20 protein-coding genes are annotated in these 19,524 nt (G+C 68.9%); 9 read left to right on the forward strand and 11 right to left on the reverse strand.

What is annotated here, in order from left to right; genetic code table 11:
* The first annotated feature begins 119 nt into the window (after positions 1-119).
* Both FK530_RS12990 and FK530_RS12995 read left to right on the forward strand, forming a co-directional pair.
* A complete protein-coding gene (locus FK530_RS12990) occupies positions 120-1,496 on the forward strand; it encodes an N-acetylmuramoyl-L-alanine amidase family protein (protein ID WP_146487449.1) in 1,377 nt (458 codons plus the stop codon).
* Positions 1,497-1,579: 83 nt separating this feature from the next.
* Complete coding sequence (locus tag FK530_RS12995; RefSeq protein WP_146487450.1) at positions 1,580-2,473, forward strand: SDR family oxidoreductase; 894 nt, start codon at positions 1,580-1,582, stop codon at positions 2,471-2,473.
* Here FK530_RS12995 and FK530_RS13000 read toward each other — a convergent pair.
* Positions 2,456-3,052, reverse strand: a complete 597-nt coding sequence (locus FK530_RS13000; RefSeq protein WP_146487451.1) for a TetR/AcrR family transcriptional regulator — start codon at positions 3,050-3,052, stop codon at positions 2,456-2,458. The two genes, FK530_RS12995 and FK530_RS13000, sit on opposite strands and share 18 nt — an antisense overlap.
* 145 nt (positions 3,053-3,197) lie before the next feature.
* On the opposite strand from FK530_RS13000, the gene FK530_RS13005 reads away from it, so the two are divergent.
* The 5 genes from FK530_RS13005 (at position 3,198) to FK530_RS13025 (ending at position 7,519) form a co-directional block, all read left to right on the forward strand.
* Positions 3,198-3,716, forward strand: a complete 519-nt coding sequence (locus tag FK530_RS13005) for an NAD(P)H-dependent oxidoreductase (RefSeq protein ID WP_205124208.1) — start codon at positions 3,198-3,200, stop codon at positions 3,714-3,716.
* Between the two features lie 364 nt (positions 3,717-4,080).
* Positions 4,081-4,329: a glutaredoxin-like protein NrdH gene (nrdH, locus tag FK530_RS13010; protein ID WP_146487453.1), complete on the forward strand. Its 249-nt coding sequence runs from the start codon at positions 4,081-4,083 to the stop codon at positions 4,327-4,329.
* A gap of 2 nt (positions 4,330-4,331) precedes the next feature.
* Positions 4,332-4,781, forward strand: a complete 450-nt coding sequence (gene nrdI / locus FK530_RS13015) for a class Ib ribonucleoside-diphosphate reductase assembly flavoprotein NrdI (protein WP_146487454.1) — start codon at positions 4,332-4,334, stop codon at positions 4,779-4,781.
* Entirely contained in the window at positions 4,778-6,958 is a 2,181-nt protein-coding gene (nrdE, locus tag FK530_RS13020) for a class 1b ribonucleoside-diphosphate reductase subunit alpha (RefSeq protein WP_146487455.1), read from the forward strand. The genes nrdI and nrdE overlap by 4 nt, the downstream gene beginning before the upstream one ends.
* A 126-nt stretch (positions 6,959-7,084) precedes the next feature.
* Positions 7,085-7,519 (forward strand): B-4DMT family transporter, encoded by a 435-nt coding sequence (locus FK530_RS13025; protein ID WP_146487456.1) that lies wholly within the window; start codon positions 7,085-7,087, stop codon positions 7,517-7,519.
* Positions 7,520-7,528: 9 nt separating this feature from the next.
* Here the strand turns inward: FK530_RS13025 and FK530_RS13030 are convergent, their stop codons facing one another.
* Genes FK530_RS13030 through FK530_RS13075 form a run of 10 tightly spaced genes read right to left on the reverse strand, consistent with a single transcriptional unit; the run spans position 7,529 to position 17,729 of the window.
* Entirely contained in the window at positions 7,529-8,305 is a 777-nt protein-coding gene (locus FK530_RS13030) for a hypothetical protein (RefSeq protein WP_146487457.1), read from the reverse strand.
* The gene (locus FK530_RS13035; protein ID WP_146487458.1) at positions 8,302-8,973 is read right to left on the reverse strand and encodes an Rv1363c family protein; all 672 of its coding nucleotides are present in this window, start codon (positions 8,971-8,973) and stop codon (positions 8,302-8,304) included. The genes FK530_RS13030 and FK530_RS13035 overlap by 4 nt, the downstream gene beginning before the upstream one ends.
* On the reverse strand, positions 8,970-10,232 hold the full coding sequence (locus FK530_RS13040; RefSeq protein WP_146487459.1) for an MCE family protein: 1,263 nt from the start codon (positions 10,230-10,232) through the stop codon (positions 8,970-8,972). The genes FK530_RS13035 and FK530_RS13040 overlap by 4 nt, the downstream gene beginning before the upstream one ends.
* Entirely contained in the window at positions 10,229-11,305 is a 1,077-nt protein-coding gene (locus FK530_RS13045) for an MCE family protein (RefSeq protein WP_146487460.1), read from the reverse strand. Before FK530_RS13045 ends, FK530_RS13040 begins: the two co-directional genes overlap by 4 nt.
* Complete coding sequence (locus FK530_RS13050) at positions 11,302-12,690, reverse strand: MCE family protein (protein ID WP_146487461.1); 1,389 nt, start codon at positions 12,688-12,690, stop codon at positions 11,302-11,304. Before FK530_RS13050 ends, FK530_RS13045 begins: the two co-directional genes overlap by 4 nt.
* Complete coding sequence (locus FK530_RS13055) at positions 12,687-13,736, reverse strand: MlaD family protein (RefSeq protein WP_146487462.1); 1,050 nt, start codon at positions 13,734-13,736, stop codon at positions 12,687-12,689. The genes FK530_RS13050 and FK530_RS13055 overlap by 4 nt, the downstream gene beginning before the upstream one ends.
* Complete coding sequence (locus FK530_RS13060; protein ID WP_146487463.1) at positions 13,733-14,824, reverse strand: MCE family protein; 1,092 nt, start codon at positions 14,822-14,824, stop codon at positions 13,733-13,735. Before FK530_RS13060 ends, FK530_RS13055 begins: the two co-directional genes overlap by 4 nt.
* Positions 14,821-16,155 carry an MCE family protein gene (locus FK530_RS13065; protein WP_146487464.1) on the reverse strand — a complete coding sequence of 445 codons (1,335 nt, stop codon included), beginning with the start codon at positions 16,153-16,155 and terminating at the stop codon, positions 14,821-14,823. The genes FK530_RS13060 and FK530_RS13065 overlap by 4 nt, the downstream gene beginning before the upstream one ends.
* Entirely contained in the window at positions 16,155-16,991 is an 837-nt protein-coding gene (locus FK530_RS13070) for an MlaE family ABC transporter permease (RefSeq protein WP_146487465.1), read from the reverse strand. The genes FK530_RS13065 and FK530_RS13070 overlap by 1 nt, the downstream gene beginning before the upstream one ends.
* Positions 16,992-16,994: 3 nt before the next feature.
* On the reverse strand, positions 16,995-17,729 hold the full coding sequence (locus FK530_RS13075) for an MlaE family ABC transporter permease (protein WP_146431851.1): 735 nt from the start codon (positions 17,727-17,729) through the stop codon (positions 16,995-16,997).
* 524 nt (positions 17,730-18,253) lie between these two features.
* On the opposite strand from FK530_RS13075, the gene FK530_RS13080 reads away from it, so the two are divergent.
* Both FK530_RS13080 and FK530_RS13085 read left to right on the forward strand, forming a co-directional pair.
* Positions 18,254-18,859 carry a flavodoxin family protein gene (locus FK530_RS13080; RefSeq protein WP_146487466.1) on the forward strand — a complete coding sequence of 202 codons (606 nt, stop codon included), beginning with the start codon at positions 18,254-18,256 and terminating at the stop codon, positions 18,857-18,859.
* A gap of 66 nt (positions 18,860-18,925) precedes the next feature.
* Positions 18,926-19,459, forward strand: coding sequence for a Dps family protein (locus FK530_RS13085; protein ID WP_146487467.1), 534 nt, complete (start codon positions 18,926-18,928; stop codon positions 19,457-19,459).
* Positions 19,460-19,524 lie beyond the last annotated feature (65 nt).

The raw sequence follows: 19,524 nt of genomic DNA on the forward strand, positions 1-19,524 counted from the left end.
TGAGATTTTCCTAAAGTCTCAATTGATGGTTGACTGTTTCTCGTGTGACTGATGTGACGAAAGTTGCACAAGAGAATTGGAAGGAGAGCGGCGCCACTTCCCCTGGCGCCCAGCTGCCCATGAAGAAGACCCGTGTCCTCGCAGGTTCGCTTGCGACTGCGGCCGTCGCGCTGTTCGGTGCGCCCGGCCTCGCGTCCGCCGACCCCGCTCCCGCCGCACCGGCCCAGCCGCTGTCCGGCAAGACCGTGTTCCTCGACGCCGGCTCCTCCGTCGCGTCGGCCGTCGAACAGGCCCGCAAGGTCGCCGACGGCCGTGGCGGACAGGTGCCCTGCGTCAACCCGGTGGCGATCGCCTCCAACGGCACCCCCGACCACTCCATCAACTTCGCCGTCGCCAAGATGGTCGAGGCCGCGCTCAAGACCCAGGGCGCCAAGGTCATCCTGTCCCGCGCCGATGACGCCGGTTTCGGCGGCTGCGTCGACCAGCGCGCGACGGCCGCCAACAAGTCCGGCGCCGACCTCGCCGTGAGCATCAACAGCGCGGTCCAGGACGCCACGAAGCGCGGATTCCTGCTCGAGACCCCGGCCCCCGGTGCCGATGCCAAGGTCACCGCGCAGCAGGCGGTGAGCGACCCCGCGACCACGGTGATCCGCGACGCCTCCCGTGCCGGCGGTTTCGTGCCGGCGCAGTACCTGGGCGGCCAGGACGGCATCGCGAAGACCACCAACGCCCTCGCGTCGCTGGTGAACATCCCGCTCGTCTACGCGAACCTGGGCAACCTCGCCAACGCCGACGACGCGGCTCTGCTGACCTCCCGGGAGGGACAGACGCAGTACGCCTCCGTCCTGACCAACGGCGTGATCCAGCAGCTGACCGGCAAGATCAAGCCGGGCGGCGTGGTCGATCAGCCCGTTGCGGCCCAGCCGGTCGCGCCGCAGGTCGATCCCGCGGTCCCGGTCACCCCGGCAGCCCCGGCTGCTCCGGCGGCAACCGCTCCGGCGGCGACCGCTCCGGCGGCCGCGGCTCCGACGGCTCCCGCGCAGACCCCGATCGTCCCGGCCGTGCCGGGTGCGCCCGCCGCGGCGGCCCCCGTCACCCCGAGCACCGGCACCACCACCTCCCCGATCGTCTCGGGTGTGCCGATGCTGCAGGGCGGCGCGACCCCGTCCAGCGCCACGGCACCGCAGGCCACCGCGCCCGCGGCGACCGCGCCGCAGGGGACGTCCGTGACGATCCCCGGGCTGGGGCAGGTGGCGCTCCCGCAGCTCCCGACGATCTCGATCCCCGGTCAGGCTCAGCCGCTCGGTGTGAACTCGCTCTTCGAGATGGGGCCCAAGGCCGCCGAGTTCCTCACCAGCTCGCAGGGGCAGCAGCTCGTCAACACCCTGATCTCGAGCCCGCAGGCCTTCAACTCCCTGCAGTCCGCGCAGGGCCCGGCCGCCGCACAGGAGATCCTCAAGGCGATCCTGAGCGCCGGCGCGATCCTGCCGAAGTAGCACCACGCTGCACCGTCTTCCGTCGGGGACGTCACGCCCCGGCGGGAAGCGGTAGCGCGGTCCGATCTGGCAAGCTGGCTGATATGGCACTCCGCGATATCGTCCGGCTCGTCCACATGGCCCCGCCGATCAAGGACCTGAAGGGGAAGAAGGTCCTCGTCACCGGCGCCGCCAGCGGGATCGGCCGCGCTACCGCGAATCTTCTCGCGGCGCACGGCGCCGAGCTGGTGTTGACCGACATCAACGCCGAACAGCTCGACGACGTCACCCGCCACGTCACCGCCCTGGGCGCGAACGTCATCGCGTCCAGGGCCTTCGACGTCTCCGACTACGACGCGGTGCGGGCGTTCGCCGACGAGGTGCACGCGGCCGCGGGCTCGCTCGACGTCGTGATGAACGTCGCGGGCATCGCGGTCTGGGGCACCGTCGAGAACCTCACCCACGAGCAGTGGCGCAAGACCGTCGACGTGAACCTGATGGGACCGATCCACGTGATCGAGACCTTCGTCCCGCCGATGATCGCCGCGGGCCGCGGTGGTCAGCTGGTCAACGTCTCGTCCACCGCGGGCCTCATCGCGCTGCCCTGGCACGCCGCCTACTCGGCCGCGAAGTTCGGTCTCGTCGGGGTCTCCGAAGTGCTTCGCTACGACCTCCGCCGGCACGGTATCGGTGTGTCGGTGGTCGTGCCGGGGGCGGTGGAGACGGGGCTGGTGAAGACCGTCGAGATCAACGGGGTGGACCGGTCGAACCCCACGGTGAACAAGGGGATCGACGCCTTCCCCAAGGTCACGGCAGATAAGGCGGCGCAGGCGATCGTCGACGGCGTGCTGCACAACCGCTTCATCGTGTACACCTCGTTCGACACGCGGTTCGGCTACTTCTGGAAGCGGAAGTTCGCGCTGCCCTACGAGATCGCGATGCGCGTTGCGAACGACCGGTTCGCCTACCTGGCGAGGATCTCAGAGCGCGGCGACTAGGCGCACGTGCTCCGTCCACACGGCCTCGAGCTCCTCCGGCGAGACGCCGGTGCCGAGCTGATGGAGCACCCACGCGGGGCTGAGCGTCGCCATCAGCGCCGCCGCCCACACCTCGGTCTGCGCCGCGCGGCCCGCCTCGACCAGCATCGCGCGCACCGTCATCGTCGATACGCGCCACGGCGGGGCGTCGTACGGATCGCGCGCGGCCTGCTCGGCGCCCCGCAGCAGGTCGCCGTGGCGCGCGATGAGCTGCATCCGGGCCTTGCCGTACTCGGTCAGTCGGTGCACGGGGTCGCCGCCCGGCCCGAGCGGCGGCGGGCCGAACATGAAGCGGTGCTGCAGTTCGGTCTCGTCGTGGTCGAGGAGGGCCTGCAGCAGTCCGGCGCGCGAGCCGAAACGGCGGAAGACCGTGCCCTTGCCCACGCCCGCGGCCTGCGCCACGGCGTCCATGCTGACCGCGTCGACGCCGTGCTCGGCGAACAGGCGCTGCGCTGCGTCGATCAGCAGTTCGCGGTTGCGGGCCGCGTCGCGCCGCGGCTCGGTCTGCGGCTGCGCGAGGGGCAGGAGTGGTCCGGTCATCGGATGGAGCCTACCGCGCGGGTTTTCGACTCACCATGATCCTGGGGAAGAAATCCGGACCGAAGTCCGTTAATTTGTGCGGATGCGGTCCGGGTGGGGCCGCGCGAGAACGTCAGGAGAACTGAGGAACATGTCGGACATCACCGTGCTGGCCGTCGTCGGATCGCTGCGCAGCAGTTCGCTGAACCGTGAGCTGGCGGAGGTCGCCGTCGCGAACGCGCCGGAGGGCGTGCGCGTCGAGATCGCGGAGGGGATCGCGGACGTGCCCTTCTACAACGAGGACATCGACGGCGACGCGGCTCCCGCCGCGGCCGCCGCACTCCGCGACCGGATCGCCGCCGCGGACGCCCTCCTGCTCCTGGCGCCGCCCAACAACGGCACCGTCAGCGCCGTGCTCAAGAACGTCATCGACTGGGGCTCGCGCCCCTACGGCGCGAGCGCACTGTCCGGCAAGCGGGTCGCGCTCGCGGGCGTCGGGCACCGCCTGGACACCACTCTGGCCGATGCGGAACGGGCCGTCACCATCGCCGGCGGCGAGGTCCCCGAGGGGCTCGTCGAGGAGTTCCCGATCTCCGGTCTCGACGGCAAGTCGGTGCGCGAGCACGACGTGGTCGCGCAGCGCGCGGGGGAGCTTCTGGAGCGACTCGTGGCGCCCGTCCGATAGCGCCACCGGGACGGGTTCCGACGGTGCCGGGCGTGTCGGTTCGGCGTGTCGCTGATCCTCGGCGTGTCCTGGGGATTCACGATGAAAAACGCCCGAAAGAGCGTCTTTCGAGCTGGTAATTTCACGAATGTTGTTCGCAAGTGGTTGTGTCGCTTCCTCGGGGCCACCACTAGGTGTAGTGTTCAGTCCACTGCGAGAGCGGACGGGCCGAGAGGCCGTCCGGGAGGCATGAGGACGTCGCTGAGGGGTCCGCGGGCCGACCGAGTTCACGCAGGTAAACGTGGCGAGAAAACTTGTCAGTCCGTAGGTCGATAATCGGGTTCCGAGCAGTCTTCGGGACCGTCCAGCGAAGGGGTGCCATCCAATGAGCCAGGTCGAGATCACCGTCTACACCAAGCCCGCCTGCGTGCAGTGCAACGCCACCTACAAGGCGCTCGACAAGGCCGGCCTCGAGTACCGCGTGGTGGACATCACCGAGGACTCGGAGGCCCGCGATTACGTGATGGCCCTCGGTTACCTGCAGGCCCCCGTCGTCGTCGCCGGCGATGCGCACTGGTCGGGCTTCCGCCCGGACCGGGTCAAGGCGCTCGCCGCCGTCGCCGCCACGGCGTAGCGATGCCCTCGCCCCTCGTCGTCTACTTCTCGTCGGTGTCGGAGAACACGCACCGATTCGTGAAGAAGCTGGGCATGCGCGCCGTGCGCATCCCGGTGACGCGGGCGGCCGAGCCGATCACCGTCGACGAGCCCTTCGTCCTGATCACCCCCACGTATGGCGGGGGCAAGCAGGCCACCGCGGTCTCCGGCGGGGGATACGTCCCCAAACAGGTGATCCGGTTCCTCAACGACCAGCACAACCGTTCCCTGATCCGCGCGGTGATCGCGGCGGGGAACACCAACTTCGGCGAAGAGTTCTGCTACGCGGGTGATGTGATCTCCCGCAAATGCCGGGTCCCGTACCTGTACCGCTTCGAGCTGATGGGCACCACCGAGGACGTCGAGCGCGTCCGCAGCGGTCTCGTCGACTTCTTCACCCGCAACGACCTCAAGGAAAGCGCGCGCTCATGACCGCAACTCAGGAAGACCTCGTCCCCTCCGCGAGCCAGTCCGGCGTCCACGGCGGCCCCGGCCACAGCGAGCTGGACTTCCACGCCCTGAACGCGATGCTCAACCTGTACGACAAGGACGGGCGCATCCAGTTCGACAAGGACCGGGAGGCCGCGCGGCAGTACTTCCTGCAGCACGTCAACCAGAACACGGTCTTCTTCCACAACCTCGACGAGAAGCTCGACTATCTCGTCGAGGAGAACTACTACGAGCCCGAGGTGCTGGACAAGTACAGCCGCGAGTTCGTCAAGGGACTCTTCGACGCGGCCTACGCCAAGAAGTTCCGGTTCCCCACCTTCCTGGGTGCGTTCAAGTACTACACGAGCTACACGCTGAAGACCTTCGACGGCAAGCGCTATCTGGAGCGCTTCGAGGACCGGGTCTGCATGGTCGCCCTCACGCTGGCCGACGGTGACGAGAAGCTCGCCGTCAACCTGGTGGACGAGATCATCGCCGGCCGGTTCCAGCCCGCCACCCCCACGTTCCTCAACTCGGGCAAGAAGCAGCGCGGCGAGCCCGTGTCCTGCTTCCTGCTGCGCATCGAGGACAACATGGAGTCGATCGGCCGCTCCATCAACTCGGCGCTGCAGCTGTCCAAGCGCGGCGGCGGTGTGGCCCTGCTGCTCAGCAACATTCGCGAGCACGGCGCACCGATCAAGAAGATCGAGAACCAGAGCTCGGGCGTCATCCCGATCATGAAGCTGCTCGAGGATTCGTTCAGCTACGCCAACCAGCTGGGCGCCCGGCAGGGAGCGGGCGCGGTGTACCTGCACGCGCACCACCCGGACATCTACCGCTTCCTCGACACCAAGCGGGAGAACGCGGACGAGAAGATCCGCATCAAGACCCTGTCGCTGGGCGTGGTGATCCCGGACATCACGTTCGAGCTCGCCAAGAACAACGACGACATGTACCTGTTCTCCCCGTATGACGTGGAGCGCGTGTACGGCGTGCCCTTCGCGGACGTCAACGTGTCCGACAAGTACCACGAGATGGTCGACGACTCGCGGATCCGCAAGACCAAGATCAACGCGCGCGAGTTCTTCCAGACGCTCGCCGAGCTGCAGTTCGAGTCGGGCTACCCGTACATCATGTACGAGGACACGGTGAACCGCGCGAACCCGATCGCCGGCAAGATCACCCACTCCAACCTGTGCAGCGAGATCCTGCAGGTCTCCACCCCGTCGACCTACAACGACGACCTGTCCTACGCCGAGATCGGCAAGGACATCTCCTGCAACCTCGGCTCGCTGAACATCGCGAAGACCATGGACAGCCCCGACTTCGGCGCCACCATCGAGACCGCGATCCGCGGACTCACGGCCGTCTCCGATCAGACGGACATCAGCTCCGTCCCGTCGATCGAGTACGGCAACAAGCTGAGCCACGCCATCGGCCTGGGGCAGATGAACCTGCACGGCTACCTGGCGCGGGAGCGGGTCTTCTACGGCTCGGACGAGGGCGTCGACTTCACGAACATCTACTTCTACACGGTGCTGTTCCACGCGATCCGCGCGTCGAACCGCATCGCCCGCGAGCGCGACCAGTCCTTCGGCGGTTTCGAGAACAGCAAGTACGCCTCGGGCGAGTTCTTCGACAAGTACACCGAGCAGGAGTGGAAGCCGGCCACCGACAAGGTCGCCGCGCTCTTCGCCGATGCGGAGATCCACATCCCGACGCAGGACGACTGGCGCGAGCTCAAGGCGGATGTGCAGCAGTACGGCCTGTACAACCAGAACCTGCAGGCGGTGCCGCCCACCGGCTCGATCAGCTACATCAACCACTCCACGAGCTCGATCCACCCCGTCGCAGCGAAGGTCGAGATCCGCAAGGAGGGCAAGATCGGCCGCGTGTACTACCCGGCGCCGTACATGGACAACGACAACCTGGAGTACTACCAGGACGCGTACGAGATCGGCTACGAGAAGATCATCGACACCTACGCCGCCGCCACACAGCACGTGGACCAGGGCCTGTCGTTGACGCTGTTCTTCAAGGACACCGCCACCACGCGCGATGTGAACCGCGCGCAGATCTACGCCTGGCGCAAGGGCATCAAGACCCTCTACTACATCCGCCTGCGGCAGATGGCGCTCGAGGGGACCGAGGTCGAGGGCTGCGTCAGCTGCATGCTCTAGGAGCGACGAACGAGAAGCGCCGGTCGGGGGATGCCCGGCCGGCGCTTCGTCGTTCCGCCGCCGGACGGTGTCGCTCACCAGGGGCGACGACGGGCGGGCACTGTGAAGACGGATAGAATCCATCCCATGAAACCGTGGCTGATCCGTGGCATCGCCCTCGCGGCGGTGCAGGTCGTCGTGCGCTCCGTGCTGGCCTGGGGCATCGTGGCCTTCCCGACGCAGGGGACGGCGCAGCGATTCGCCGCGGTCGCGGTCGTGATGGCCGTGGCCATCGTCTTCGGTGGCTACGACGGACTCACCGACGCACGCGCGAACCCGGTCGCGGAGCAGGGAATCGACCTCGTGGGCCGCTGGTTCAAGGCGGCGCTCTTCGCCGGGGTGGTCTCCGGCGCGGTGTGCTGGGCGGTCGGTACCTGGCTGCTGCCGGGAATCGGACAGGGCTCGTTGCCCTTCGAGTTGGTCATCGGGGCGTGCTTCACCGCGCTGCTCATCGTGATCCCCGCGTCCCTCGGCACCGTCGTCGGGCGACGACTGGCCGCGAAGCGTCCCGCCACCGCCTGATCGGCGTCCCTACAGCGGCGTGATCGAGCTGACCTTCCACGTCCCGTCGAAGCGGTCGAGCACGAACTTCATCGGCGACTGCATCGTCGCGAAGGGCACGCCCTGCGTCGACACCTGCTGGCGCACGTTGAGCAGCACCTCGGCGTGACCCGGCCGCGCGAGGGAGACACCTGCGGTGAGGTCGCCGTCGTCGACCTTGACCTTCACGTCCTGCAGCGCGCCGGCGGTCTGGGTGATCGCCGTGCGGAGCTTCTTCGCCTCCGTGATCATGCCCGGCGTCAGCACCGCGTCGAGTCGCTTCTCCCACGGGCCGAGGTCGTTCATGTCGATCGTGTAGATGTCCTTCGCGGCCTGCTTCGCGACCGACGTGACCTGCGTCGTCAGTGCGGTGTCCACGAAGGCGCGATTGTCCACCGCGGCCGCCCACGGCCGGAGCCACGCGACGAGGGCCGCGAGGACCAGGATCGCCACCGCTGCAGCTCCGATCGCGAGCGGGATGCGGTTCGAGGTGGCCGCGGGCGTCGGGACGGCGTCCTTGGGCGACGTCTCCGCGGCCGCCGTCGCCGTCGCGTCGGTGCGATCCGTCGCACGAGAGGGCGCCCCGTCGGCCGCGCCGGTGTCACCCTCGGGTGGTGTCGCGGTGGCGGGGCGGCGGAGCGATGTCCCGCGCGCGACGGGGCGTCGCTTCGTCGTGGGGGACTGCGCGTCGATATCGGCCTTGTCCGGGGACGGCGGGGGTGAGGCCTCGGTGGGCTCGGTGCTCTCCGGCTTCGCGTCGTCGGTCATGGCGTGCCTCCTTCGCTCGGCGCCGGAGCGGCCGTCGACGGGTCGGCGGTCGGGGGTGCGGGCGCAGGCGACTGCGGCGCGCCGGTCGTCGCCTCGGGGGCGGCGCCGGTCGCGGGCTGCGACGGGTCGGCGGGACCGATGGCGGCGCGCTCCTGGAGGGGCTGCATCCCCGACGCCTTCCAGGCGCCGTCGACCCTGGTCATCGACATGACATAGGTCCAGCGGTACGCGTTGTCGGCCTGCTTCCCGTTCTCGGACTGGCGGACCACGAGGTACACCAGCACCTTCGCGGCGCCGCCGTCCTCGTCGAACTCGATCGGCGCGGCCGAGGCGACCACGGGGTCCGTCTGCAGGGCGACGCCCGTGTACTGCTTCAGCATGTCCTCGGTGGAGACCCGCTCGCGCTCGTCCCAGTCCTTCCGCAGGTCGCCGGTCATCGCTTCGCCCATGCGGCGCAGCGTGCCGTCGACGTCCTTGGTGTCGATCTTCTGGATGTCGATGACGGACTGACGGGCCCCGTCGACGGCGGCATCGCGTGCGGCGGCGCGCTCGTGATCCGTGTGCCGGCCCCACCAGTTCACGCCCACGACGACGGCCACGATCACGGCGATCGCGAGGAGGACGAGGGCCAGGGCGAGGGGTTTGCGGTCGGCGGCGGGCTGCGTCACTTCGGGTGCCCTCCCAGGATCGTGGCGGCGGCCTGCGCGACGGGGCCGAGGTCGAGACGGTCCGGCGCGATCACCTTCGGCTTGCCGTCCCAGGGCTGCGGGACGCGCGGATCGGCGTAGCGGGCCCGATCCGCGCTGCGGACGCCGGTGGGGTTGCCCTGCGGCACATCACAACCGACCTGCGTGTTGAACGGGAACGGATCCCGGTTGATGTCGAAATCCGGGTTCTGCTTCTTGATCGCGTCGATCATCTTCTGCGTCGATTCGTAGCCGACGGTGCACGCCGGAGGATTGTTCACTTCGAGGACCACACCGTAGTGCAGCAGACCGTCGCCCGGCGAGGTGGCGAAAGCGCCGGACGCGATCATCGGGAACAGGATCAGGATCTGCTTGAGGTTGGGCGCCACGGGGTCGACGGCCGTCAGCTGCGCCGCCAGATCGTGCACGACCTTCGTGAGGTCACCGCCGGACTGCTGGACCAGCGCACTGAGCTGCGTCGCCGACAGGTTGCCGGTCTGGAGCAGCTTGCGCAGGTCGGGATCGCTGTTCGCCAGGGTCGCGGTGACCACCGTGAGGCTGTCCGCCCACTGTCGGATGGCCGAGGACTGCTCGGCCTGCGTCGCGAGCGCGGTGCGGCCGTTGGTGATGAGCGAGAGCGTCGGATCGAGCGTGTCGCTCCCGGTCTGCGCGAGGCGCGACAGCGATTCGACGAGGGCCCGAAGGTTCTGCCCGTTGCCGCCGAGCGCCACCGACAGCTCGGTGACCACCGTGTTGAGCTTCGCCGGATCGACGGACTCGCTGAGCACCGTGACGTGCTTGAGGAAATCCTCGATCGGCTCCTGGACCCGGGTGTCCCGGATGACGGCGCCGTCCGCCAGCACGGTCTTCGACGGTGTGCCGCCCTCCGGCAGCTTCTTCGGCACGAGGTCGAGGTACTGCTCGCCGATCGACGAGCGCTCGGCCACGACGGCCTGGACGTCATCGGGCACCGACGGCCGGCTCTTGTCGAGCTGCAGGTCCACCTGCACGCCGTCGGGGACGAGGTGCAGTTGCCCGACCCGGCCGACGGGCGTGCCGCGGTAGGTGACCTCGGCGTTGGTGAAGATGCCGCCGGAGTCCTTGAGCATGACCTTGACGGTGTAGACGCCGAATCCGAGCATCTTGTCGATGCGGGCGTACTGGGCACCGACGAAGGCGATGCCCACCACGGCCAGGACGGCGAAGACCAACAGCTGGCGCCGCTGCAGCTTGGGGATCATCGCGTGCCTCCCTGCGTGGTGGTCGTCGCCCGACCGGAGCCGGGACCGTACTTCGGGGTGACCGGGGTCGGGGGACCGGCACCCGCGCCGAGAGCCTCGAGCTGGTTGATCAGGCGGGTGTCGAGCGAGATGAACAGGTTCATCGAATCGCCCTTGATCGCGTCGACACCGGCGTCCGGGAACGGGAAGGTGGCGATGAACGGGAGGGCCGTGACGATGTCGTCTGCCGCGCCGGCGAGCGCGCGGAGCGTGGGACGCAGCGAGAGCAGGTCCTCGATGAGTTCCTTCTGCGACTTCGACAGCACCTCCGTCCCGACCTTGCCGAGCCGGTCGAGCTGCTTGATCATTTCGATGATCTCGGGCCGTTGTTCGTTGAGGACCGCCGTGCCGCGCGGCAGCTCCGCGAGGATCCGGCTGATCTGCACGGTCTGGTTCGCGGCGCGTTCGGACAGCTTCGCGACGCCGTCGATCGCGGCCGTGATGTCCGAGCGCTGCTTGTTCAGCCCCGCGATAAGGCGGTCGGTCTGCGTGATGAGCGAGCGCACGCGCTGCGGGTTGCTCGTCGCCGTGTTGATCTCGTCGACGATGGGCTTGAGCTTGCCCACGCCGCCGTCGTTGAGCACCAGGGAGAGGACGCCGAGCACCTGCTCGATGGACGCGTTCGTCTTGTTCGCCGCGGCCCGGAGGGTCGCGCCGCTCTGCAGGGCGGCACCGTCGGATCCGCCGGAGGAGACGAGCGTGACGTACTTCTCGCCCAACAGGTTCGACTGCTCGATCGCGGCTCTGCTGTCGGCGGGCACCTTCACCCCGTCGCGCACCTTGACCACGACGTCTGCGGTCCACCCGTCCTCCGCGAGGCCGATCGATTCGACCTTGCCGACCGTGGCGCCGCCGATCCGCACCGAGGACTCGGGCACGAGGTCCATCACGTTCTCGAACTGCAGGTGGAGCGTCGTCGGGTGCGCGCCGAGCGCGGGGCCGCCGGGCAGTGGCACCGAGTAGATGCCGCCGCAGGCCGTGAGCAGGACCGAGGTCATCGCCAGCGCGCCGCCGGCCAGGAGCCGCCGCGTCATCGTGCGCCTCCCGACGTCGACGGAGCGGCGGGCTTCGCGGAACCGCTCGGGGCCGGCTTCGCCGGCGTGCCGTGGGCGACCGAGGTGCTGGGCGCGGCCGCGGTGGTCGACGGCCCCGTGCCCGCCGGGGTCGGCGGGAGCACACCGTCGACCGACGGTGCCGTGCGCCCGGGCACCGTGCCGGGCACCGAGCCGCGCTGCAGGTTGGCGCCGGAGAGGATGCCGAGCGGCAGGTTCAGCGAGGGCACCCGCACGCCGTCGGTGATCTGCTTGGCGATGTTGGTGCACTGCGAGAGCAGCGGGCCGAGCGTCGTCGTGATCTGCGCGAACTGCGGGTTGCCGGGCATGAGCTTGCCGAGGTCGGCGAGCTTGCACGCCGTGCCGAGGGGGTCCTGCAGGTCGGGGAGGTTGGGGCGCAGGGTCAGCGTTCCGGAGTCGGGGTCGTAGGCCTGGTCCAGGTTGCTCGCGGCGACGGGCAGGTAGGAGAGGATCTGCGCCTGTGCGGTCTTCGTGTCGTTGAGCACCTTCGTGATCTCGGTGAGACCGTGCACGTTCGAGCTCAGTGCGTCGCGATTGTCCCGGACGAAGGCGCCCACGTCGCCGAGGGCGGTCGCCAGGAGGTTCAGCGCCTTCGTGAAGTCGTCGCGTTCGCCGGCGAGGTATTTCGTGAGGTCCGCGAGCTGGGTGTTGAAGGTGCGCACCTGCTTGTCGTTCTCGGCGAGCATGGTGACGAAGGTGTTGAGCCCCTTGACGGTCGCCGCGATGTTGTCGCGGGAGTTCGACAGGGTCGTGCTCGCCTTCGACAGGCCGGCGATGGCATCGGCCATCGCCTGGCCGTTGCCCGCGAGGTTCTCGGCGGAGACGTCGAGCAGGTCGGTCAGCGCGCCCTGTTCGCCCGGCTTCGCCTTGTTCGCGCCCTCGGGGCCGAGGGCCTGGGCGAGCGTGCTGATCGACGCGTACACCTGGTCGATCTCGACCGGTGTCATCGTGTGGTCCTGGTTCACGACGGCGCCGCTGCTCGCGGTGGGGCCGTCGGTGTAGACGGGCAGGAGCTGGACGTAGCGGTCCGAGATGACCGACGGGGTGACCTGCGCGGCCCAGAGATCCTTGGGCAGCTTCACCCCTCGATTCACCTGCAGCTGCACCCGGACGCGGTCGCGTTCGGGCGTGACCTCGTCGATCTCGCCGACCTTGACTCCGAGGATGCGCACGTCCGAGCCGGCGTAGATGCCCACGCCGCGGTCGAAGTACGCGGTGACGCGGGTGGCGCCCATCGTGCGCACCAACCACCAGCCGCAGCTCGCGATGACGACGACCGCCACCAGCGCGGCCGCGGCGTAGGCGAGGCGGCGCGGGGTCAGGCCGAACTTCTCGAGGCTCGTCATTTCTGGCCTCCGTTGGTCAGGAAGTCCGTGCGGATCGGAGGGCGGCTGCCGGGGATCACCGGCAGACCGGGCGGCGTGAGGTTGGTGACCACCGACTCCTGCCACCGGCCGTTGCCGAAGACGTTGCTGTAGACCTTGTAGAACGGCGCGAGGAGCGTGATCGTGCTCTCCAAGCCCTTCTTGTTGTCCTGCAGCAACTGCACCACCTGGCGCAGCGAGGTGAGCGCCGGACCGATCTGCTTCTCGTTGTCTCGCACGATGCCGGTGAGCGTCGTCGAGAGCGACTGCGTGGTCTCGAGCAGCCGCGAGATGTCGTCCTGGCGCTGGTTCAGGGTGGTGAGGAGCGCTCCCGCGTCGCCGATCAGCTTGCGGAAGTTCTCCGTGCGGTCCGCCAGCAGCTTCGAGGTCTTGCCGGTCTCGGCCAGCAGGCGCTGCAGGTCCTCGTCGCGCTTGTTGATCGTCTCGGACAGCCGGGTGATGCCGGTGAGCGATTCACGGACGTTCGGCGGCGTCTCGCGGAAGGCGTCCGCGAGGGTGTGCATACTCTGCGCGAGCCGCTTCGTGTCCGTCTTGTCGATGGTGCTGGACGCGTCGGAGACGGCGGCCACCACGTCGTACGGGGAGGTGGTGTCGGTGATCGTGTGCTTCGGGTCCAGGCGGTTCGCGCCGCGGGGGTCCAGGGCCAGGTACTTCTGGCCGAGGACCGTCTTGATCTGAATGCTCGCGGACGTGTTGTCGCCGAGCCAGACGTCCTTGGCGCGGAACTTCACCCGTGCCTTCGCGGCCTTGAGGTCGAGGTCGACGGACTGGACGGTGCCGACCTTGACCCCGGCGACGCGGACCTCGTTGCTCGGCAGCAGGCCGGCGGCCTCGCTGAACAGCGCGGTGTACGTGGTTCCCGCGCCGATCAGGGGGAGGCGGTCGATGAAGAACGCCGAGGCCGTCGCCATCAGCAGCAGGACGATGCCCATCGCGCCGGTCTGGATCGGGGAACGACGTTGCCCGCGTCGGCGTTCGCCGGTGGAGGTCGTGGAGGAGTGGGTCATCGCGGATTCCCGTCCCGGTAGCACCGCGTGGCGGTGTTGGTGTACACGGGCTGGTTCACCGACGGGACGTCGATCGCCAGCGAGAGCCGGTCCCCCTTGCCGGTGCCCGCCACCAGATCGACGCCGCACAGGTAGAACTGGAACCAGCCGCCGAAGGACGCGAGACGACCGACGGCCTCGATCTTCCCCGGGAGGAAGTTCAGAGTGTGGGCGACGTCGGCGCTGCGCCCGTTGAGCTTGTCGGTGAGCGCCTTCAGGCCCGCGATGTCGTCCTTGATCGCGCCGCGCGTGGGCGTGAGGATCGACTCGGTCACCGTCGTCAGCTGCGCCAGCGAGCCGAGCGACGAGCCGATCGCGCCCCGGTCCTGCGACAGCCCCGTCACGAGCTGCTGTGTGGTGGTCAGCAGGTCGGTGAACTGCTTGTCGCGCTCGTTGATCGTGCCCAGCACCCTGGTTAGGTTCGTGATCAGCTCGCCGATCACGCGGTCCTTGTCGGCGATGGTGTTGGTCAGCGACGCGGTGTTCACCAGCAGGTCGTTCACCGTGCCGCCCTGGCCCTGGAAGACGGTGATGATGCGGTTCGCGAGCGTGTTCACGTCGTCGGCGGTGAGCTGCTTGAACAGCGGCCGGAACCCGTTGAACAGGTCGGTGAGGTTCACCGCCGGCCGGGTGCGCTCGATCGGGATGGTGTCGCCGGGCTTGTACGGCGAGGTGCGCGCGGCGCCGCGCGCGGGTTCGTCGTCGGTGGGGCTCTGCAGCAGTTCCAGGTAGCGCTGGCCGACGAGGTTCTTCAGCCGCAGCGCCGCGGTCGCCGTACCGGGGATGGAGTCGCGGTCGGTGAGGGTGAAGGCCACGTCCGCCTGGCCCCGATCGTGGATCGTCACGTCCTTGACCTGGCCGACGCGGACGCCCGCGATCCGCACGTCGTCGCCGGACTGGACCATCGTCGCATCGGAGAAGATCGCGTGGTACGCCCGCGAGAAGGACAGGTCGCTCTGCGCGATCGACGAACCGAGGACGCCCGTCGCCGCCGCCGTGATCACGGCGAAGGCGATCAGTTTGAGCAGCGGACCGGTGATGGGTTTCATCGGATCTCCACCTCCTTGCCCGCGAGCGCGGGGACGAAGGCCGCGGTCAGCCATTCGGGGACGTCGTTCGCATCGGTGCCGGACGCCGCGGCGAAGGCGATCCGCGTCGCCCGCGAGTTCTGCGCGGCGACACCGACCGTCGGCATCTGCGACGGTGCCGAGACGTTCGGCTCGGGCAGCTGGAACCGGCCGTCCTGGGGGCCGACGTTGCGCAGCGGCGGCGCGAAGGAACCGCCGGCGTGCGGCCCGCCCTTGTAGCCGGGGGTCGGCTTGCCCTTGGCGGCGTTGTAGCAGGCCGGTCCGCGGTCGTCGAACCAGCGCGGCTCGTCCTGGTTGGGCAGGTACCGGCCGCGGGAGTTGGCGATGATCATCGAGATCCGGGCGCCCGGCTGGTTCGTGCCCTCGCCGACGATGCGGTTGGCCTCGGGCAGGAGCGTCGCGAAACGCTCGAAGGTACAACCGAACTCGGGGGAGTAGCGGGCCAGGATGGTCAGCGTCGTGTGCGATTTGTTGGCGACGGTGACCAGCTCGGACCGGTTCGCCTCGAGCAGCCCGGCGGTGCGCCCGGCACCGTCGGCCACCGAGGTCCAGAAGGCGTGGAAGGCCTGTTTCCCGGACACGACGGTCGTGTTCGTGGTGCGGAAGGTGTCGAGCGCGGTGATCAGGTCGGGGACGGCGTCGGCGTAGGTGTCGGTGACGGTGGCGAGCGAGCGCAGCGACGCCTGGAGGTCCGGCATCACGGCGTTGACCCGAGTGAAGATGGTGGTGAACTGCTCGAAGGCGGTGTTCAGGTTCTTCCCGTTGCCCGACAGTCCGTTCGCGAGCGCACCCAGCGTGGCGTTGAGGTCCTCCGGCGGGACCGCGCGCAGCAGGGGGAGGAGCTTGTCGAAGAGCTGGTTCAGCTCGGTGGCGTTGCCGGACGTGTCGGTGCGGATCGTCGCGCCGTCGCGCAGCGCCGACGCGCCGGGGGTGCCGGTGCCGCCCTGCCCGGCCGGCACCTGCAGCGCCACGTAGCGCTGGCCGAACAGGGTCTTCGGCAGGATCCGGGCGGTGACATCGCCGGGCAGCTGGCGTGCCTGCTCGGGCTTGAGACCCATCCGGATGACCGTGTGCCCGTCGCGCACGAAGACGTCGCGGACCGTGCCCACCTCGACGCCGCGCGCCCGGACCTCGGAGTTCACGGGCAGCGACGCGCCAGCGGTGTCGGTGTTCAGCTCGACCCACGTGAAGGTCTCGAAACGCTGCTGGTACTTGCCGATGGTGACGACGAGGAACAGGGCGCACACGCCGAAGAAGGCGAGGCCCAGGAGGCGGCGGCGGAGCGTGCGCATCAGGCGATCTTCACCGTCGTCGTGGTGCCCCAGATGGCGAGGCTGAGGAAGAAGTCGAGCAGCGCGATCGCGACCAGCGAGGTGCGCACCGCCCGGCCCACCGCGACGCCGACGCCCGCAGGGCCGCCCGACGCGTGGTAGCCGTAATAGCAGTGCACGAGCACCAGTACGAAGGCGAAGACCAGCACCTTGCCGAAGGACCACAGCACGTCGGCCGGTGAGAGGAACAGATTGAAGTAGTGGTCGTAGGTGCCCGTCGACTGGCCGAGCAGCGTGGTGTTGACGAACCTCGTCATCACGTACGACGACAGCAACCCCACGATGTACAGGGGGATGACCGCGACGAAGCCCGCGATCACGCGGGTCGCGGTGAGGAAGGCGATCGAGGGGATCGCCATGGCCTCGAGCGCGTCGACCTCCTCGGAGATCCGCATGGCGCCGAGCTGCGCGGTGAAACCGCAGCCGACCGTCGCCGACATCGCGAGCGCGGCGACGAGCGGCGTGAGCTCACGGGTGTTGACGTACGCGGACAGAAAGCCGGTCATCACGGAGGCGCCGAGCTGCTGGAGGGCGGCGTTGCCCTGCAGACCGACGACGACGCCGGTGAAGCCGCAGAGCATGAGGACGACGCCCACGGTGCCGGCGATCACCGCCAGCGCGCCGCTGCCGAAGGCGACCTCGGCCAGGACACGCCCGACCTCCTTCGGGTAGCGCCGCAACGACTGCGGGATGAAGCCGATCGACCGCGCGTAGAAGGACATCTGCTCACCGGCACCGTCGAGCACCTTGAGCGGGGCCGCGGCGGCCCGGCGGGCCCTATTGGTGAAGTTCGTCATGGTCTACGAGCCCTTCGCCGGGACGATCTGCAGGTACACCGCGGTGAGGATGATGTTCGCGAAGAACAGCAGCAGGAAGGTGATCACCACGGACTGGTTCACGGCGTCGCCGACGCCCTTCGGGCCACTGCCCGGGTTGAGGCCCTTGTAGGCGGCCACGACGCCGGCGATGAGGCCGAAGACGAGCGCCTTGAGCTCCCCGACCAGCAGATCCGGAAGCTGGGCCAGCGCGGAGAAGGAGGCGAGGTAGGCACCCGGGGTGCCGTGCTGCAGGACCACGTTGAAGAAGTAGCCGCCCACGACGCCGACCACCGAGACCAGTCCGTTGAGGAAGGCACTCACGAGCATCATCCCGAGGACCCGGGGTACGACCAGGCGATGCACGGGGTCGATACCGAGCACCTCCATCGCCGCGATCTCCTCGCGGACGGTGCGTGCGCCGAGGTCGGCGCACACCGCGCTGCCGGCGGCGCCGGCCACGAGGAGGGCAGTGACCACCGGCGCGCCCTGCTGGACGACGGCGAGGACGCTCGCGGCACCGGTGAAGCTCTCGGCGCCCAGCTGGCCGATGAGCGAACCGGTCTGCAGGGAGACGATCGCGCCGAAGGGGACGGCCACCAGCGCCGTCGGCAGGATGGTCACGCTCGCGATGAACCAGGACTGCTCGATGAACTCGCGGAACTGGAAGGGGCGCCGGAAGGTGTTGCGGACGATGCTCGCGAACAGCTGGAAGATCATGCCCACCTGGGTGAGCGCGGAGACGCTGCCCTGCGCGACCTTGGTGACGCCGGATTGAATGATCGACACGGGCCCTCACACTGCTAGCTGCACGGAAGTATCCCGGGGAGCCGAGACCGCCGTGCCCCGAACCTCCTCGGAGCAGGGGTAGATTAGCTCCTGCCCATGCCGAACCACACGTTCGTTCTGTGATGGGATCCCGAACTGCGCGGGGCCGGCCGGAGGTGGAGCGGGCGGCACCGCGGGGCTGTGATGGTGCACTCGCCGGCGGCCTCCGCTCTCGCCGCGCCGGGATCCGCTCGCCGGTTCCCCTCTGACCTGCTGGATCATGCGGCGTGATCGCACCGTTCGTGGCGGGCGTCGACGGCCGGCGGCGGCGCGCCCCCGACGGTGCTGCCGGCCCTCGGCGCGCGTGCCGCGATGTGCTCGACGTCACAATGGATCTTTACGTGTGAGTAAGATCATTGCCGAAGCCTGTGCCGGCGCCGATGTTTGAACCGTTCGCGGGGCGGCTACCCGAAGGTATGACTTCAGCACTCGCGATCATCTGCACTCTCACACCCTCGCCGTCCGCGTCGAGCAGTGAAGTCCTCGCCCGGCAGGTTCTGGAGGAGCTCGACCGACACGGCGTCTCCGGTGAGGCCGTCCGCGCGGTGGACCACGACATCAGGCCCGGGGTGCAGCGCGACATGGGTGAGGGCGATCAGTGGCCGGAGGTGCTCGAGCGGGTTCGCGCGGCCGACATCGTGCTCCTCGCCACGCCCACCTGGCTCGGGCACATGTCCAGCGTCGCCCAGCGGGTTCTCGAGCGACTCGATGCGGAGCTGTCCGAGACCGACGACGAGGGGCGCCCCGCCATGCTCGGCAAGGTGGCGATGTGCGCCGTCGTCGGCAACGAGGACGGGGCGCACAAGATCATCGCGGACGTGTTCGGCGCGCTGGGCGATATCGGCTTCACCGTGCCCGCGCAGGGTGCCACGTACTGGAACGACGAGGCGATGGGCGGCCGCGATTACAAGGATCTCGAACGTACCCCGGACGCGGTCGCCACGACCACGGCCAACGCGGCACGCAACGCGGCGCACCTCGCCGCTCTCGTGAGTCGCTCGCCCTACCCGCCGTACCGCTGAGGCATCAGGCGGATCGGAAACACCCACCGCCGATCTTCGGTGGGACGACGGAAAGGAAGCACACCGATGACCACATTCGACGAGAACGTCCCCGCCACTGTCGAGTTCAGCGTTCCGGGCCTCGTCGCAGCCGACGCCGATGAGCTCGTCGGCCTCCTGCAGGACCGTCTGACCGCGCTGGTGGACCTGGCGCTGACCCTCAAACACGTGCATTGGAACGTGGTCGGACCGCATTTCATCGCCGCTCACCACATGGTGGACGACCACGTCGGGACGGTGCGCCGCATGGTGGACGAGACGGCCGAACGGATCGCCGCGCTGGGGGGCGTCCCTCGCGGCACTCCCGGCGCCGTGGTCACCCAACGGAATTGGGACGACTACCCGGTGGACAGGGCCGATACCGTCGCTCACATGACCGCGCTCGACGCGGTCTACGTCGGTGTGATCGAGTCGTACCGGGCCGCCGTCTCCGCGAGCGCGGATCGCGACCCCATGACCCAGGACATGCTGATCGACCACTGCCGTGCGCTGGAACAGCTGCACTGGATGGTGCGTGCGCATCTCGAAGGCGAGAACGGAGAGATCGGCCGCACGCCGTAACGGTGCAGCGGAGCGCACCGCCCCGGGGAGATCTCCCCGGGGCGGTGTCCGTTCCGCGCGCAGTG

The organism is Tsukamurella conjunctivitidis (genome assembly GCF_007858475.1).
In the GTDB taxonomy this organism is placed as follows: Bacteria; Actinomycetota; Actinomycetes; order Mycobacteriales; family Mycobacteriaceae; genus Tsukamurella; species Tsukamurella conjunctivitidis.